The 15,766-nt window shown below is 67.7% G+C and carries 14 protein-coding genes; 2 read left to right on the forward strand and 12 right to left on the reverse strand.

Annotated elements, in window-relative coordinates:
• Positions 1-61 precede the first annotated feature (61 nt).
• A complete protein-coding gene (locus ABDZ92_RS01155; RefSeq protein ID WP_125961644.1) occupies positions 62-733 on the reverse strand; it encodes a fumarylacetoacetate hydrolase family protein in 672 nt (223 codons plus the stop codon).
• Between the two features lie 131 nt (positions 734-864).
• Complete coding sequence (locus ABDZ92_RS01160; RefSeq protein WP_125961645.1) at positions 865-1,440, reverse strand: outer membrane protein; 576 nt, start codon at positions 1,438-1,440, stop codon at positions 865-867.
• 347 nt (positions 1,441-1,787) lie between these two features.
• Between ABDZ92_RS01160 and ABDZ92_RS01165 the strand changes: the two genes are divergently transcribed.
• On the forward strand, positions 1,788-2,096 hold the full coding sequence (locus tag ABDZ92_RS01165) for a hypothetical protein (protein WP_125961646.1): 309 nt from the start codon (positions 1,788-1,790) through the stop codon (positions 2,094-2,096).
• 79 nt (positions 2,097-2,175) lie between these two features.
• Here ABDZ92_RS01165 and ABDZ92_RS01170 read toward each other — a convergent pair whose 3' ends face one another.
• The 4 genes from ABDZ92_RS01170 to ABDZ92_RS01185 form a co-directional block, all read right to left on the reverse strand.
• Entirely contained in the window at positions 2,176-2,478 is a 303-nt protein-coding gene (locus tag ABDZ92_RS01170) for a hypothetical protein (protein ID WP_125961647.1), read from the reverse strand.
• 11 nt (positions 2,479-2,489) lie between these two features.
• Entirely contained in the window at positions 2,490-5,372 is a 2,883-nt protein-coding gene (locus tag ABDZ92_RS01175) for a M16 family metallopeptidase (protein WP_125961648.1), read from the reverse strand.
• A gap of 133 nt (positions 5,373-5,505) precedes the next feature.
• A complete protein-coding gene (locus ABDZ92_RS01180) occupies positions 5,506-5,757 on the reverse strand; it encodes a TonB family protein (RefSeq protein WP_165890080.1) in 252 nt (83 codons plus the stop codon).
• A 636-nt stretch (positions 5,758-6,393) separates the two neighbouring features.
• On the reverse strand, positions 6,394-6,705 hold the full coding sequence (locus ABDZ92_RS01185; protein ID WP_125961650.1) for a hypothetical protein: 312 nt from the start codon (positions 6,703-6,705) through the stop codon (positions 6,394-6,396).
• A gap of 65 nt (positions 6,706-6,770) precedes the next feature.
• On the opposite strand from ABDZ92_RS01185, the gene clpB reads away from it, so the two are divergent.
• Positions 6,771-9,350 (forward strand): ATP-dependent chaperone ClpB, encoded by a 2,580-nt coding sequence (gene clpB / locus ABDZ92_RS01190; protein WP_125961651.1) that lies wholly within the window; start codon positions 6,771-6,773, stop codon positions 9,348-9,350.
• 76 nt (positions 9,351-9,426) lie between these two features.
• Here clpB and ABDZ92_RS01195 read toward each other — a convergent pair whose 3' ends face one another.
• The 6 genes from ABDZ92_RS01195 to argB all read right to left on the reverse strand — a co-directional run bounded on the left by ABDZ92_RS01195 (position 9,427) and on the right by argB (position 15,709).
• A complete protein-coding gene (locus ABDZ92_RS01195) occupies positions 9,427-12,363 on the reverse strand; it encodes a TonB-dependent receptor domain-containing protein (protein ID WP_125961727.1) in 2,937 nt (978 codons plus the stop codon).
• Positions 12,364-12,593: 230 nt separating this feature from the next.
• The gene (locus tag ABDZ92_RS01200; protein WP_125961652.1) at positions 12,594-13,214 is read right to left on the reverse strand and encodes a MarC family protein; all 621 of its coding nucleotides are present in this window, start codon (positions 13,212-13,214) and stop codon (positions 12,594-12,596) included.
• Between the two features lie 18 nt (positions 13,215-13,232).
• Positions 13,233-14,108: a bifunctional methylenetetrahydrofolate dehydrogenase/methenyltetrahydrofolate cyclohydrolase FolD gene (folD, locus tag ABDZ92_RS01205; protein WP_125961653.1), complete on the reverse strand. Its 876-nt coding sequence runs from the start codon at positions 14,106-14,108 to the stop codon at positions 13,233-13,235.
• Positions 14,105-14,416 carry a DUF167 domain-containing protein gene (locus tag ABDZ92_RS01210; RefSeq protein ID WP_125961654.1) on the reverse strand — a complete coding sequence of 104 codons (312 nt, stop codon included), beginning with the start codon at positions 14,414-14,416 and terminating at the stop codon, positions 14,105-14,107. The genes folD and ABDZ92_RS01210 overlap by 4 nt, the downstream gene beginning before the upstream one ends.
• A complete protein-coding gene (locus tag ABDZ92_RS01215) occupies positions 14,416-14,718 on the reverse strand; it encodes a YggT family protein (RefSeq protein ID WP_125961655.1) in 303 nt (100 codons plus the stop codon). Before ABDZ92_RS01215 ends, ABDZ92_RS01210 begins: the two co-directional genes overlap by 1 nt.
• 91 nt (positions 14,719-14,809) lie before the next feature.
• Entirely contained in the window at positions 14,810-15,709 is a 900-nt protein-coding gene (gene argB / locus ABDZ92_RS01220; protein ID WP_125961656.1) for an acetylglutamate kinase, read from the reverse strand.
• Between the last annotated feature and the right edge of the window lie 57 nt (positions 15,710-15,766).

Genomic DNA, 15,766 nt, shown 5'->3' on the forward strand with positions numbered 1-15,766 from the left:
GCGGGCGAGCGTTCGGGCTCGCCCGTCCCGCGGGAGCAGGGTGTCTGCTCCCGCGGGACCTTCATACCAGTTTGAAGGTGAGCGGCGGCAGCCCTTCCACAACAGCCTCGACGGCATCTCCACGGTTCAGGGGTGCGACTCCGGAGGGCGTGCCCGTGAAGATCAGGTCGCCGGGCGCCAGTTCGACGTAGGTGGAAAGGATCGCGACGATCTCGGCGGGTGCCCAGATCATGTCGGAAAGCCTGCCCGACTGCCGCGGGCTGCCATTCACCGCGAGCGCGATCGCACCGTCCCGCGGCACCGGCCCCGGAACAAGGGTGCCAATCGGCGCCGACTGGTCGAAGCCCTTGGCCATGTCCCACGGACGTCCTGCCTTCTTGGCTACCGCCTGAAGGTCGCGACGGGTGAGGTCGACGCCCACTGCGCAGCCGAAGATCCGTTGCTCGGCCTCTTCCACGGGGATGTCGCATCCTCCGGCACCTAGCGCGATCACCAGTTCCACCTCGTGGTGCAGGTCCTGAGTCCGCGTCGGGAACGGAATGACCGTACCGGTCGGGACGACCGCATCGGCCGGCTTCGAGAAGAAAAAGGGCTCCTGCCGATCGGGATCATTGCCCATTTCACGGGCATGCTCGGCATAGTTCTGGCCGACGCAATAGATGCGGCGCACGGGGAAACGGGCGCTGCTGTCGTGAATGGCAAGGCTTGGCGTGTGGACGGTGGGAAGCTTCATGGGCCGCAGGATAGCTCCCCGGCGCCCGGCCGGCCAGGGGACGGCCGGCGTTCGCATCCTCCGGACGCAGAAAGGGCGGGGTCCGGTATCCCGAACCCCGCCCCTTCCGGTACGCAGTTACACGATCGCGCTTAGAAGTGCGCGACCAGACCCGCCATCGGGCGGAGGCTCTGGGCGTCACCGAAGGTGGTGACTTCCGCGCGGAGGCGGATGCCAGCGTTGTCGGTGATGCCGCCGAGACCGATGTCCTTCGGGCCGACTTCGAAGCCGAGGCCGTAGGTCATGGCGTGATAGTCAGGGCTGTCCTTGCCGAACGCTGCGAAGTTCACCCACTGGTAGCCGACCTTGCCGTAGATCAGGCCGCTCTCACCAGCGCGAACGCCCGCGCGGCCAGCAACGCCATACTCCCAGTCGATGTCGCCCGAGATGCCCTTGGCGACATTGCCTTCGGCGCCCACGAACACGGGGCCGAGCGGCACGTTGAAGCCGACGATGCCCTGAACCAGGCTGCCGTCGAGGCGGCCGCGGGTCGCGGCCGGGATGCCTGCTTCGTTCGGCTCGTTGTCGAACTGCTCCCAGCCACCCAGCACGGCGACATACGGATCGATGCCGAACGCGCGCGAGCCATCGGGGGCCTCGTCCTGCGCATAAGCCGGCATGGCGACGAAGGCGGCGGCGGCGGCGGCCGCAAGCGTGAACTTACGCATACTCTGTACCTCTGTTACTCGTTTGGATCCGGTGTCGTTGGTGCGCCGGCTATCCGAGGCTCCGTTAACCGGCCAGCATCAGGAATGTTGCACCGCGATCGTTTCGCGGCGCCACTCAGTTGGAACCAGTGGCCTTTCGGCAACAGTTCCTGACGCGGGGGTGAACAAAGCGCGCCAACTGCGGCAGGGGAGCCGCCGAAAGGTGGCCGAGATGTGGCAATCACGCCTTTTGCATTTGTAAAGCCCGATTGCTTCGGCTCGGCGCAGCCACGGCACCGCTGGCGGCAACAGCGGAACTCCCGCTTGGCGACGCCGGTTTGCGGCAGGTGCCATCAGGAGAGCGTATCATGTACAAGACCATGCTGGCCCTTGCCGCCGCCGGAACCGTGCTCGCCACCCCCGCCCTCGCCGGGGACCGGAGCCGGGCGCCGATCTACTCGGACGCGAATTCCCATTACCTCGACTACAAGACCGACATCAGCGAAGCGAAGCGTGAGCTCCGCAAGGACCTGGCGCGCGCGGATGACGAAGCGGACCGGGAGGATGCCTGGGCCGAGTATCGGCGTGAGATCGCCGACGCCAAACATGATTTCCGCAAGGAAATGGCCGAGGAAGGCCGCCCGATCCGGCGCATCCCGGTCGTGATCGTCGAATAGGATCCCGCATCCATGAAAAAGGGCCCGCCTGCCGAACTGGCAAGCGGGCCCTTTTTCGTATGCGCGTACGGCTGCGCCGTCAGGCGACGCGCGTTCCCGTCATCGGGAAGCTGCCGAATGCACCGGCGCCGACGTCACCCGTGATGGTGTCGCCCTCGATCCGCGCCGTGCAGTCGAGCGTCAGCGGCATCGGCACGGTCACCGACACCTTCCACCGCAGCGTGTCGCCCTCGACCTGGCCGTTCTCGATGTCGACCGAGCCCATCGCGCCGGAATAGGTGCCGGTGAAGCCGCTGCCTTCCTGCCGGATGGTCAGCGTCGCCTGCTGCTCGCCCAGCGGCGTCTTGGTCACCGTATCCCAGCTGCCGTCGATATCTGCCATGCTACGCTCTCCTACTTGCTGCCCTGCGCGCTTGCTGCGGGCTGTGCTGCAACCACCTCGACCGGCAGCCCCAGGCTGTCAAGCTGGGGCCGGACGACCTTGGCGTCACCGACCACGACGTAGACGAAGCGGTCCGGGCGCAGCGCCTTGCGAGCGGCTGCATTGAGCTGCGGCAGGGTGAAGCCGCGGTACTTGTCGGTGATGGTCGCGTAATAGTCGTCAGGCCGCTTGAGCAGGTCGTTCGATATCATTGCGTTCAGCACCGCGTCCGACGTCTCGAACCGGCCGGTCAGCTCGCGCGTCTCGCCCGTGATCGTCCGGTCGAACTCCTGCTGGGTCATGCCGTTGGTGGTCAGGAACTCGCGCACGTCCTTTTGAAGGGCCGCGATCGAATCCCCGGTGCGATCGGCCTGGACCGGCGCCGAGATCACATAGCTCACCGCGTTGGGCAGCTGGTTCACCGATCCGTGGGCGCCATAGGACCAGTGCTTCTCCTCGCGCAGGTCCATGTTGATCCGGGACAGGAAGTTGCCGCCCAGCGCATCGTTCGCGGTGTTCAGCGCGAGCAGGTCGTCGGTTCCCTTCTCCGCCGTCAGCTGCGCGCCATAGATCAACGACTGGGGCGAATCCGGCCGGTCGATCAGCAGGATTTTGGGAGTGGCCTGCACGGGCGCGGAGGCGAAGTTCTTGACGCCCGCCTGCCCGCTTGCACGCCAGTCGCCGAAGCCCTTCTCGAGCGCCGCCTGCACCTCGGCGAGCGGCCGATCGCTCGTGACGAAGACCTTCGCCTTGTCCGGGCGCAGCCAGGCGCGGTGGAAGGCGGCGAGATCGTCGCGGATTAGCGCCTGAACCGCGGCCGGGTCCCCGCTGCCGGCGGCGAGCTTCGCATAGGGCGAGTCCTTGCCATAGAGCAGCGGCGGCATCGCGCGGCTCGCCAGGCCGCCCGGGCTCGTCATCTCCTGTGCGATGCGGGCAAGCTGCGTCGCCTTCAGCCGCTCCACTTCCGCCGGAGCGAAGGCAGGGTTGCGCACGACGTCGGCGAGCAGGGTCACGCTGCTGGCAAGGTTCGCGCTCGGCCCGCCCAGGCCGATATAGGTCAGGTCCGGCGAGCTCGAGGAGAAGATGCGGGTGCCGAGGCGTTCCTGCTCCTCTGCCAGCGCCACCGAATTGCGGGTGGTGGTCCCTTCGTCCATCACCGCCAGCGTCAGCGCCTGGGTGCCGAGCTTGCCCGCCGGATCCGCGGCCGCACCCGCGTCGAAGCTGATCGCGATCTGCGTCACCGGCACAGCCGTGCGCTGCGCGTAGACGAGTTCGATGCCGTTGGAGAGGCGGCTCCGCTGGATGGCGGGGAAGCTCAGGTCCTGCACCTGGCCGACCGCCGGCATCGCCCCGCGGGTACCCTTTGCCGGGCCTTCCGCCGACGCGGGCGTGGGCGCGGTGTTGCCGGCGGGCACCTTGGGCGCTGCCTGCGTCTCCTCATAGGCGTCGCGCGCGCCCGGCTCCACCGTCAGCGCATAGACCGGGCGCGACAGCCACTTGGTGGCCGCCGCCTTGGCGCTCGCCGGGGTCGTCGCGGCGAGCCGCTGGAGCTGCTTCTTGTAATAGTCGGGATCGCGCAGATAGAGCTCGCCTTCCGCAAGCGCGACCGCCTTGCCACCGAAGCCGCCGACCGCCTCCAGGCCCGCGACGGTGCCGGAGACGGTGACGGTGGCGACCCGCTGCACCTCCTCCGCCGTCGGGCCGGTGCGCAGGAAGTCGGCCACGACCTGGTCCAGCCGCTGTGCGGCAAGCTTCGCATCCACGCCCGGGCGCACGTCCATGCTGATCACGAACATGCCCGCCTGCGCGAGCGTCTGGTTGGAGGCGGAAACCGAGACCGCCAGCTTCTCCTGCCGTACCAGGACATTGTCGAGCCGCGAGCTGCCCAGCCCGCCGAGCGCTCCTGCCGCGACGTCCAGCGCGGTCGCATCGGCGCTGTCCATGCCCGGCACTGCCCACATGCGCATGACGCGGGTGGTGGCGACGCGGTCGCGCATCGTCTCGACCTTCGGCGCAGAGAGCGTCGGCACAGTGATGGCCGGACGCGCCGACTCCGGACCCTTCGGGATGCTGCCGAAATACTTCTGCACCAGCGGCCGCGCCTCTGCCGCGGTGATGTCCCCGGCGAGCACGAGCACCGCGTTGTTCGGGCCATAATGGCTGCGGAACCAGGTCTTCACATCCTCCAGGCTCGCCGCATCCAGATCCGCCATCGAGCCGATCACGGAGTGATGGTACGGGCTGCCTGCAGGGAACAGGCCCTCGGTCATCTTGTACTTGACCAGGCCATAGGGCTGGTTATCGCCTTGGCGCTTTTCGTTCTGGACGACGCCGCGCTGCTCGTCGAGCACGCCCTGCGTGATCGCGCCGAGCAGATAGCCCATGCGATCGCTTTCCAAAAACAGCGCGCGGTCGAGCGCCGCCCGGGGCACCGTCTCGAAATAGTTGGTGCGGTCGAACGAGGTCGTGCCGTTGAAGTCGGTCGCCCCCACTTCGCGCAGCGGCGCGAAGAAATCGCCGGGTGCATTCTCCGATCCGTTGAACATCAGGTGCTCGAACAGGTGCGCGAAGCCGGTCTTGCCCTTGGGCTCGTGCTTGGAGCCGACGTCGTACCAGGTCGAGACCGCGACGATCGGCGCCTTGCGGTCGGTATGGACGATCACGGTCAGGCCGTTGGGCAGCGTGAACTTCTCATGGGGAATGTCGACCGGACGAATGAGCTCCGCGAGCGGCGCGGCCGGCAGTTGCGCCGTGGACGCCGGTGCCGTCTGCGCCGAAAGGGGCGCGGCCCAGGCGACAGAGCCGCTGGCGAGTGCAGTGGAAGCGGCAAGGGCATAGGCGAAGGAGCGGAACATGAAACCTCGCGATCGGAGCGGAAAGCACGAGCCTATGGGCTCGCGAACTGGCTGACAACGAAAACCGCGGCTCGTCGTACGAAATCATCGCGTCGTCGCAGCCCGGCATTTCGAGGGGCGCGTTGTCCGCCCCTTACTTCTGGAAATGATATTCGATCGGCACGATCACCCACGCCAGATCGGACGGCTTACCGTCCACCTCCGGCGGATAGATCCGGAACTTGGGCGACGCCGCCAGCGCCGCCGCACCGAAGCCGCTTCCTGCCGGCGTCTCCTTGAGAACCGAGCAGTTGCGCAGGTGTTTGTTCCTCTGGACCCGGCAGACCAGATAGGCCGTGCCCGAGATGCCGCGCTTGCGGACCTCTGAAGGGATCGACGGGTTCAACTCCTGGAAGCCGGGGCGCCGGACCCAGCGCGCTACCGTGATTGCAGGTTCCGCCCCGCCGCGCCCATTGCCGACGCCCGTGCCATCCCCGCTCCCGCTCCCGGTTCCCGTGGCGCCTGCCCCAGACCCGTTGGCATCGCCCGTCGAACCGCCGGTCCCGGTCGACGGTGCCGCGATGGGCGCGGGTGCCGCGGGGCGCATTGGCACCAGGGGCAATGGCGGGGGCTCGACAGCCTGCGGTGCGGGTAAGGAAGCAGCAGGGCTCCCTCCCCGGCTGCCGCCGGCAATCTCCTGCGCCGGCGGCGGCTGCGGCTGAGGCACGCGCTGCTCGGCGGGCCGCAGAAGAGGTTGTGGCGGTGGAGGCGGAGGCGGAAGCTTCCAGAGCGTCAGCCTGCGCTGTTCGGGGCGCGCAGTCGGCGAAACCGGTGCCCACAGCCACAACAGCAGCAGAAACGCCAGGAGATGCAGCAAGATCGCAGAGCCGAACCCAGCCGTCCGCATCCACAGGGGTGCGCCAGGAGGCAGGCGGGAAGCAGCGGCGTACTTCACCGCATCAGAGTAGCGGCCGCCGCAGCAGCGCCGCAAGCATCGAAACGGGTCCGCTCTCGCCTCGCCATTGCCCTTGAGCGCCGGGCGTCAGCCGCCCTCCACCCCGGTGAAGGCTTCGTTGTCCACGAACGCGATCGGGAACCGCTCCCCTGCCCCAGCCGCGGCGAGGATCTTGAGCACATCCTGCATGCAGGACTCGGCGGCCTTCGCGTCCGGCTCGAACCGCACTTCCTGCTTGGTGACGGCCCAGCGTGCCGTCGTCGCGCGCAGGCCATCGAGCGTGACGGCGACGCCGTCGATCGTGGGCTTGCAGGGGCCGGCAGGCACAACCAGATTGACCGACGGCGGCGGTGGCGCATCCTGAACGGCAGCCAGGGTCAACAACGCGAGTGTCAGCATCACGCACCTCTTGTGTTGCATAAAAGCAACACCACCTTGGTTCCCGAAGATAACAGGGATTTGTCATGAACCTAGAGAAATTCACGGACCGCGCGAAGGGCTTTCTCCAGGCGGCGCAAACCGTCGCCATCCGGCTCAACCACCAGCGCATCGCGCCCGAGCATCTGCTGAAGGCGCTGCTCGAGGACGACCAGGGCATGGCCGCCGGGCTGATCGAGCGCGCCGGGGGCGACCCGCGGCGGGCCGTGGCGGACACGGACGCGGCACTGGCGAAAATCCCCGCCGTGTCGGGCAGTGGCGCGCAGCAGACGCCCGGGCTCGACAACGATGCAGTGCGCGTGCTCGACCAGGCCGAGCAGGTCGCCCAGAAAGCCGGCGACAGCTATGTCACCGTCGAGCGGCTGCTGCTCGCCCTTGCGCTTTCCCCCAACACCGCCGCGGGCAAGGCGCTTGCCGCCGCCGGGGTGCGCGCGGAAGCGCTCAACACCGCGATCAACGATCTGCGCGGCGGCCGCACCGCCGACACCGCGACCGCCGAGGACCGCTATGACGCGCTCAAGAAGTTCGCGCGCGACCTGACGGAGGCGGCGCACGCCGGCAAGCTCGATCCGGTCATCGGTCGCGACGAGGAAATCCGCCGCACGATCCAGATCCTCGCCCGCCGCACCAAGAACAATCCCGTCCTGATCGGCGAGCCCGGCGTCGGCAAGACCGCAATCGCCGAGGGCCTGGCGCTGCGCATCGCCAATGGCGACGTGCCCGACACGCTCAAGGACCGCACGCTGATGGCGCTCGACATGGGCAGCCTGATCGCCGGCGCGAAGTATCGCGGCGAGTTCGAGGAGCGGCTGAAGGGCGTGCTCGACGAGGTGAAAGGCGCCGAAGGCCAGATCATCCTCTTCATCGACGAGATGCACACGCTGATCGGCGCGGGCAAGTCGGAAGGCGCGATGGACGCCGGCAACCTCCTGAAGCCCGCGCTCGCCCGCGGTGAGCTCCACTGCATCGGCGCGACCACGCTCGACGAGTATCGCAAGTACGTCGAAAAGGACCCCGCGCTCCAACGGCGCTTCCAGCCCGTGTTCGTGGGCGAGCCGACGGTCGAGGACACCATCTCGATCCTGCGCGGCCTGAAGGAAAAGTACGAGCTGCACCACGGCGTGCGCATCACCGACGGCGCGCTGGTGTCCGCGGCGACCCTGTCGAACCGCTACATCACCGACCGCTTCCTGCCCGACAAGGCGATCGACCTGATGGACGAGGCCGCCTCGCGCATCCGCATGGAGGTGGAGTCCAAGCCCGAGGAGATCGAGACCCTCGACCGCCGCATCATCCAGCTCAAGATCGAGCGGGAGGCGCTGCGGCGGGAGAGCGATGCCGCCTCGCAGGACCGGCTCGCCAATCTGGAAGAGGAACTCGCCAACCTCGAGCAGCAGTCGGCCGAGCTCACCACCCGCTGGCAGGGCGAAAAGGACAAGATCGGGGCCGAGGCGAAGCTGAAGGAACAGCTCGACGCCGCCCGCGTCGAGCTGGAGCAGGCGCAGCGCCAGGGCGACCTCGCCCGCGCCGGCGAACTCTCCTACGGCCGCATCCCCGCGCTCACCCGCCAGCTGGAGGAAGCGCAGAGCCAGACCAAGGGCGCCATGCTGCGCGAGGAGGTCACCGCCGACGATATCGCCGCGGTGGTCAGCCGCTGGACCGGCATTCCGGTCGACCGCATGCAGGAAGGCCAGCGCGAAAAGCTGCTCCACATGGAGGAGCAGCTCGGCAAGCGCGTGATCGGCCAATCCGAAGCCGTGCGCGCGGTCTCCACCGCCGTCCGTCGCAGCCGTGCGGGGCTACAGGATCCGAACCGCCCACTCGGCTCGTTCCTGTTCCTGGGGCCGACGGGCGTCGGCAAGACCGAGCTGACCAAGGCCCTCGCCGAATTCCTGTTCGACGATCCCAACGCGATGGTGCGCATCGACATGAGCGAGTTCATGGAGAAGCACGCGGTCGCGCGGCTGATCGGCGCCCCTCCGGGCTATGTCGGCTATGAGGAAGGCGGCGTGCTCACCGAAGCGGTGCGGCGCCGGCCCTATCAGGTCGTGCTGTTCGACGAGGTGGAAAAGGCACACGGCGACGTGTTCAACGTGCTCCTCCAGGTGCTCGACGACGGGCGCCTGACCGACGGCCAGGGCCGCACGGTCGACTTCTCGAACACGATCATCATCCTGACCTCGAATCTCGGCAGCCAGTATCTGACCAACCTTGCCGAGGGCCAGTCGGTCGAGGATGTCGAGCCGCAGGTGATGGACGTGGTGCGCGCGCACTTCCGCCCGGAATTCCTCAACCGGCTGGACGAGATCATCCTGTTCCACCGGCTGGGCAGCGCCCACATGGCGCCGATCGTCGACATCCAGGTCGGCCGCGTGGCGAAGCTGCTGGCGGATCGCAAGATCACGATCCACCTGACGGACGGCGCCCGCGACTGGCTGGGCCGGGTGGGCTACGACCCCGTCTACGGCGCGCGGCCGCTGAAGCGCGCTGTCCAGCGCTACCTGCAGGACCCTCTCGCCGACCTCATCCTAAAAGGCGAGGTTCGCGATGGCTCGACCGTGACCGTCGACGAAGGCGAAGGCGCGCTGCGGCTGACGGTCGACTGAGGGGCGGCGCTTCTGCCCAAACGAAAAGGGGCGGCTCCCTTCGGAGCCGCCCCTTCTTTTTTCAGCGTCCGTCGACTTAGAAGTTGACGCGCGCACCCGCCAGGAAGCGGCGGCCGTAGATGTTCTCGCCGGCCTGGACCGGGTTGTACAGCCACGCGCCGTAGGTGACCGGATCGACGTCGGGCAGACGATCGAACACGTTCAGCACGTTCACGTAGAAGGTCATGTTGTCGCTGACCTTGACGGTGCCGTTCAGGTCCAGCGTGAAGTAGCTCTTCACGCGGCAGCCCGTGTAGTTCGGGCTCGGTGCCAGGCTGCAGTCGCCTGCTTCGCCACCCTGGTCCTCTGCCGACAGGTCATAGCCCGAGGTGTAATTCGCAGTCGCGGTCAGCGAGTACGGACCCACCAGCAGGGTGTTCTGCCAGTTGCCGCGCCAGCGGAACGTGCCCGAACCGGCCGTCAGGTTGTAGTTGCCGAGCGTATCGACATAGCTTTCCTTGCGACCATCCGGGAAGGTGGTGCTCAGTTCCAGCTGCAGCGTCGCATCCAGGTTGCTCACCCAGGTCACGTCACCGAACTGCACGCGGCTGTTGATGCCGAAGTCGATGCCTTCCGACTTGATCGTGTTGGCGTTGACCAGCGCCGACGCGACGTAGAGCACGCGCGGCGTGGCGTTCGGGAAGGCCGCGTCCGGAGCGTCCGGAGTGATCGTGAAGGCCGGGTCCACCGGCTGGCCGGCGTAGTATGCCTGCAGCGCGTCACCGGCGGTGAGCGACGTGATCGCGTTGGTCTTCTTGATGTTGAAGTAGTCGACCGTGAACGCGACGTTGTGGAACGGCTCGAACACCACGCCGGCCGTGAAGCTGCGCGACTTCTCCGGCTTCAGATCCGGCGACGCGAGCGTCGTCGAACCATAGCTGCCCGAACGGATGTAGGTCGGGCAGCTGCTGAAGGTGTCCTTCGAGCACACCGCACCCGGAGTCGAATACTGCGCCAGGAACGCGTCGGTGAACAGGTTCGGCGAGTTGGTCACATAGCCGGTGGTCGGCAGTGCGTTTGCTTCCGCGAAGCTCGGGATGCGGTAGCCACGCGACCAGGTACCACGCACCGTCAGCTGCTCGATCGGCGTGAACTTCGCGCCGAGCTTGGGCGAGAAGTTGCTCTGGCCGGTCGAATAGTGGTCGAAGCGACCCGAGGCGTTGAGGGTCAGCTGATCGAGCACCGGCGCGTTGATTTCGCCGAATGCCGAGGTGACGGTGCGGTTGCCCTCGGTGCCGAAGGCGTTGAGGCGGAAATAGCGCTCGGTCGGACCATTGATGTCCGAGTTCGCGCTCGGCGCGTCCACGGCCTCATAGTAGATCGAGCCGCCGAAGCCGACTTCCAGGTCGCCGCCCGGCAGCTGGGTCACGGCCTTGTTGACCGAGAACTGTGCCTGGTAGAGGTCCGACGAGGCGTCGGTGATGTTCTCCGGCATCAGATAGTCGGTGACGCTCTGGCTGTTCGCCGACGGATTGATGAAGTTGTACGATCCGTCCGCGATCACATCGAGCAGGTGCTGGATGTAGACGTAGCCGTTCTGGCGACGACGCAGGTCCGTGTGCATCGCGGTCAGGTCGACGCGATAGTCCCAGTCACCGAACACGGTGCCGTGAATACCAGCAGCGGCGCGATAGACGCGGCTGCGGGTCTCGTCACGCTCGATGGAGTTCGGGAGCCAGCCGACGAGCTGTGCGGTCTGGCCGGCTGCCGCAAACGGGTTGTTCGGGTTGAGCGAACCGTCGGTCAGGGTCACCGGCAGCGTCAGCGGACCCGAGCCCGGTGCATAGGACGCAGCGTTCGAGCGGGTCGAGAACGGCTGGAAGTAGATGCCGGCCGGAGCGTTCGCATAGATCTGCGACGGCGTGCCGTCATAGCTGCTGGTGGTCTGCTGGAAGTTGAACTGCGCGTAGGCTTCGGAGCTGTCGCCGACCATCGCGGTGAACTTGGCCGAACCGCCGAAGCGCTCAACCTTCGGCGCGACCACGCCATACTGGTTGATGTTGTCCTGGCTGCAGATGGTGCCGGGCACCACGCCGGTTGCCGGCGCACCGGTCGACACGGCGTTACCATTGGCGCAGCCGCCGGAGAGCAGCGAATACTGGGTGCTGCCGGTCGGACGAACGTACAGGTTGGAACCGGCGTTGGTGACGCCCCAGGTGTCCGGATTGATCGTGTCGTTCGGGCCGCCGATGCCGGTCTGGTCGGAGGAGTTGAACGGATAGGGCAGGTCGCGGTTATAGACCTCGCCCGCGCGGTAGTAGAAGCCGCTGATGTACGCGTTGTAGCCGTCGTTATCGAGGTCGCCGGTACCGGCGGTCAGCGACAGGCGCTGGGTCGGCGCGATGCCGTCCTCGGAAATGCCGGCCTCGGCGCGGGCTGCGACGCCGCGAAAGCTGCGCTTGGTGATGATGTTCACCACGCCCGCGATCGCGTCAGCACCGTAGCTCGACGATGCGCCGTCGCGCAGCACTTCGACGCGCTCGACGATGTCGTCCGGAATAGTGTTCAGGTCGACGAAGTTGCGGGTCGCGTCATCGGCGAGCGGGAAATAGGCCGCACGCAGGCCGTCGAACAGCACCAGCGTCGAGCTGCTGGAAAGACCGCGCAGCGACACGGCGGAAGCGCCGCCTGCGAACGCACCGTTCGCGCTGAACGAGTTGGTGAGCGCCGGGCCGTTGTTGGCCGCCAGCCGCTGGATGCCTTCCTGGACGGTCTGGATGCCGCGCTGCTCGAGGTTCTCGGTCGAGACGACGGTGACGGGCGACGGGGTGACGGCCTGGCGGAACATCGACCCGGTGACGACGATCTCCTGACCGGTCGTGTCGGTGTCGGTCGCGGCCTCGCGAGCCCCAGGCGTCTGCGCCTGATCTGCGGTGGCGGTCGCCTGCTCGTCCGCCGTCTGGGCGAACGCCGGCGCGGAAACGCCCATGCCAACCAGCACGAGCGCGGTCAGCGCGGTGGTTCCACGCAACATCGAGGATTTGATCAAGATACTGTCCCTTTTTCGCCCGCTACGCAGCGGATCGCTTCCCCCCGGCACGGAAGCCGGTGGAGTAGCAATGCGACCCAGGGCTAAGATTTGTAAAGGACAGGGCGGCGAGCCGCGTACTTTTCTTTCGCGGGTGTAGCCCTCCCGCAACAAATGCACCTTACCGGTGCGTTTACTGTCCGGATGAGGCTTGGCGGACGCGAAGCCCCCTCACCTTACAAGAAGCTCGCCCGCAGGCCGTCGATCACGAACTGCGAGGCGAGTGCTGCCAGCAGCACGCCCAGCACGCGGGTGATCACCGCTTCGATCTTGGCGCCCAGCAGGCGCATCAGCGGGGCGGCGGCGAGGAGCGCGACGAGCATCAGCAGGAGGTTGCTCGCCAGGGCGGCGAGCACCACCAGCTTGGCGGAGGTGCCGTCGGTCTGCCCCATCAGCAGCATCACGCTGGCGATCGAGCCCGGTCCCGCGATCATCGGCATCGCCATCGGGAAGATGGAGACGTCCTCCACCTCGTGCGTCTCGATGATCTTGGCGGCGCGGTCCTCGCGGCGCTGGGTGCGCTTTTCGAACACCATCTCCAGCGCGATCAGGAACAGCATGATGCCGCCGGCGATGCGGAAGCTGTCGAGGCTGATGCCGAGCGCATGGAGCAGCCCGCGCCCGAACAGCGCGAACACCAGCAGGATCGCGGCCGCCGTCAGTACCGCGCGGATCGCCATGCTGCGGCGCTGCACCCCGCTCGCCCCCGCCGTCAGTCCCGCATAGATCGGGGCGCAGCCGGGGGGATCGATCACCACGAAGAAGGTGATCAGGGCGGAGATGAACAGCTCGAGCACGGTAGGCCCTTTGCGATCTTAGAGCGTGGCTTCGTCGAGCGGCACGCCCGCGCGGCGGTGCGCCGCCACCAGCGTGTTGCGCAACAGGACGGCGATGGTCATCGGCCCCACCCCGCCCGGCACCGGCGTGATCGCCCCGGCCACTTCGACTGCGGAGGCGAAGTCGACGTCGCCGACCAGCCCGCCCTCGACGCGGTTGATGCCCACGTCGATCACGGTCGCACCGGGCTTCAGCCACTCGCCGCGGACGAAGTTCGGACGGCCCACCGCCGCCACGACGATGTCGGCGCGCCCGACATGGCCCGGCAGGTCCCGGGTGCGCGAATGCGCCAGCGTGACGGTGGCGCTGTCGGCGGTCAGCAGCGCCGCCATCGGCTTGCCCACGATGTTGGAGCGGCCGATCACCAGGGCTTCCAGCCCCGACAAGTCGCCCAGCCGGTCGCGCAGCAGCATCAGGCAGCCGAGCGGCGTGCACGGCACGAACCCCGGCAGGCCCGAGGCGAGGCGACCCGCGTTGACCGGGTGAAAGCCGTCGACGTCCTTGTCCGGGTCGATGCGCAGCAGCACCGCGTCGGCATCCAGGTGGCGCGGCAGCGGCAGCTGCACCAGGATGCCATCGACGGCAGGATCGGCGTTGAGCTGGTCGACCAGCGCCTCCAGCGTCGCCTGGTCCGTGTCGGCCGGCAGGCGGTGCTCGAAACTCGCCATGCCGGCGGCGACCGTCGCCTTGCCCTTGGAGCGGACGTAGACCGCCGAGGCCGGATCCTCGCCCACCAGCACCACCGCAAGTCCCGCAGGGCGGCCGGCGGCCGTGGCAAATGCTCCTGCGGCCTCGCCTACCCGGCCCCGCAACTCGGCCGCGAAGGCCTTCCCGTCAATGATGTCAGCGCTCATGCCTTGGTCGCATAGAGGCTCGCGGCCATCTGTTCCAGCGCTGTGGTGTCGCCTTCCACCAGCAACCGCTTCACCCGCGCCGTGTCGCCGGCGACCAGCGTCACCGCGCGCTTGGGGACGCCGAAGCTGCGCGCCACGAGCTGCACCAGGGCGGCGTTGGCCGCCCCCTCGACCGGGGGCGCCGTCAGGCGGGCGGCGAAATGCTCGGCATCGCTGCCCCCGAACGCTTCACGCGAGGAACGCGGGGTCACCCGGACGGCGATGCGGATGCCGTGCTTGTCGGGCGACCAGGCCGCCCCGCCCCGCATCAGATCGCGTAGGGCAGCGTCGCCCGGTACAGCGCCGGCAGCACGATCGTCTGCAGGATGCCCATGGTCACCAGCACCGCCATCGGCGCGAGGTCGATCGCGCCCAGGTCCGGCAGGATCCGGCGGAACGGGCGATAGATCGGCTCAGTGATGACGTTCAGCGCCCGCCACACGCTGCGCACGAAGTCGCTGTGCGTGTTGATGACGTTGAAGGCGATCAGGATCGACAACACGAACTGGACGAAGATCACCCACCACAGGACGTTGAGCAGGTAGTCGATGATTTGAATCAGGACGTTCAACGGTGCGGCTCCGAAACGGTCTTGGGCAGCGATACCCTACCCGGACGGCAGCGGACAAGCGCCCGCTGCCCGGATGCGGAAGCGGTGCGTGTCAGGCGCGGACCAGCGTACCTGCGCCCTGGCGCGTGAAGATCTCCAGCAGCAGCCCGTGCGGGATACGGCCGTCCAGGATCACCGCCGCGTCTACGCCGGCGCCGACGGCGGCGACGCAGGTCTCGACCTTGGGGATCATGCCGCCCCGGATCGTGCCGTCTTCCTTCAAGGCGGCGATGTCCTTGGGCTGAAGGTCGGTCAGCAACTCGCCCGACTTGTCCATCACGCCCGGAACGTCGGTCAGCAGGAAGAAGCGGGCGGCCCCCAGCGCACCCGCGATCGCACCCGCCATGGTGTCCGCATTGACGTTATAGGTGTGCCCGTCCGCCCCCAGCGCCACCGGCGCCACGACCGGGATGAAGCCGTCGCGCGCCAGGCTGTTGAGCAGCGTCGGGTCGACGGCCACCGGCTCGCCGACGAAGCCCAGGTCGACGTGGCGCTCGATGCCCGAGTTGCGGTCGGGCTCGGTCCGCTGCACCTTTTCGGCGCGCACGAGGCCGGCGTCCTTGCCCGAGATACCGACCGCGCGCCCGCCGGCGGCAGCGATCCAGGACACGATTTCCTTGTTGATCTTGCCGGCCAGCACCATCTCCGCGACCTCGGCCGTGGCCGCGTCGGTCACGCGCAGCCCGTCGACGAAGCGGCTTTCGACGCCCAGGCGCTTGAGCATCGCGCCGATCTGCGGGCCGCCGCCGTGTACCACCACCGGGTTGATGCCGACTGCCTTCAGCAGCACCACGTCCTCGGCGAAGTCGCGCTGCAGCTCGGGATCGCCCATCGCGTGGCCGCCGTATTTCACGACAAAGGTCATGCCGGCGTAGCGCTGGAGATAGGGCAGCGCTTCGGTCAGCGTCTCCGCCTTGGCGAGCATCGCGGGATCGGGGGAATGGTCGGTCATGCGCGCGCCTGTAGCGCCAAGCGCGCCGCGATCCAAAGTTTTTGAGGGATGCGGCTA

The organism is Sphingomonas molluscorum, from assembly GCF_039522995.1.
Lineage (GTDB): Bacteria > Pseudomonadota > Alphaproteobacteria > Sphingomonadales > Sphingomonadaceae > Sphingomonas > Sphingomonas molluscorum.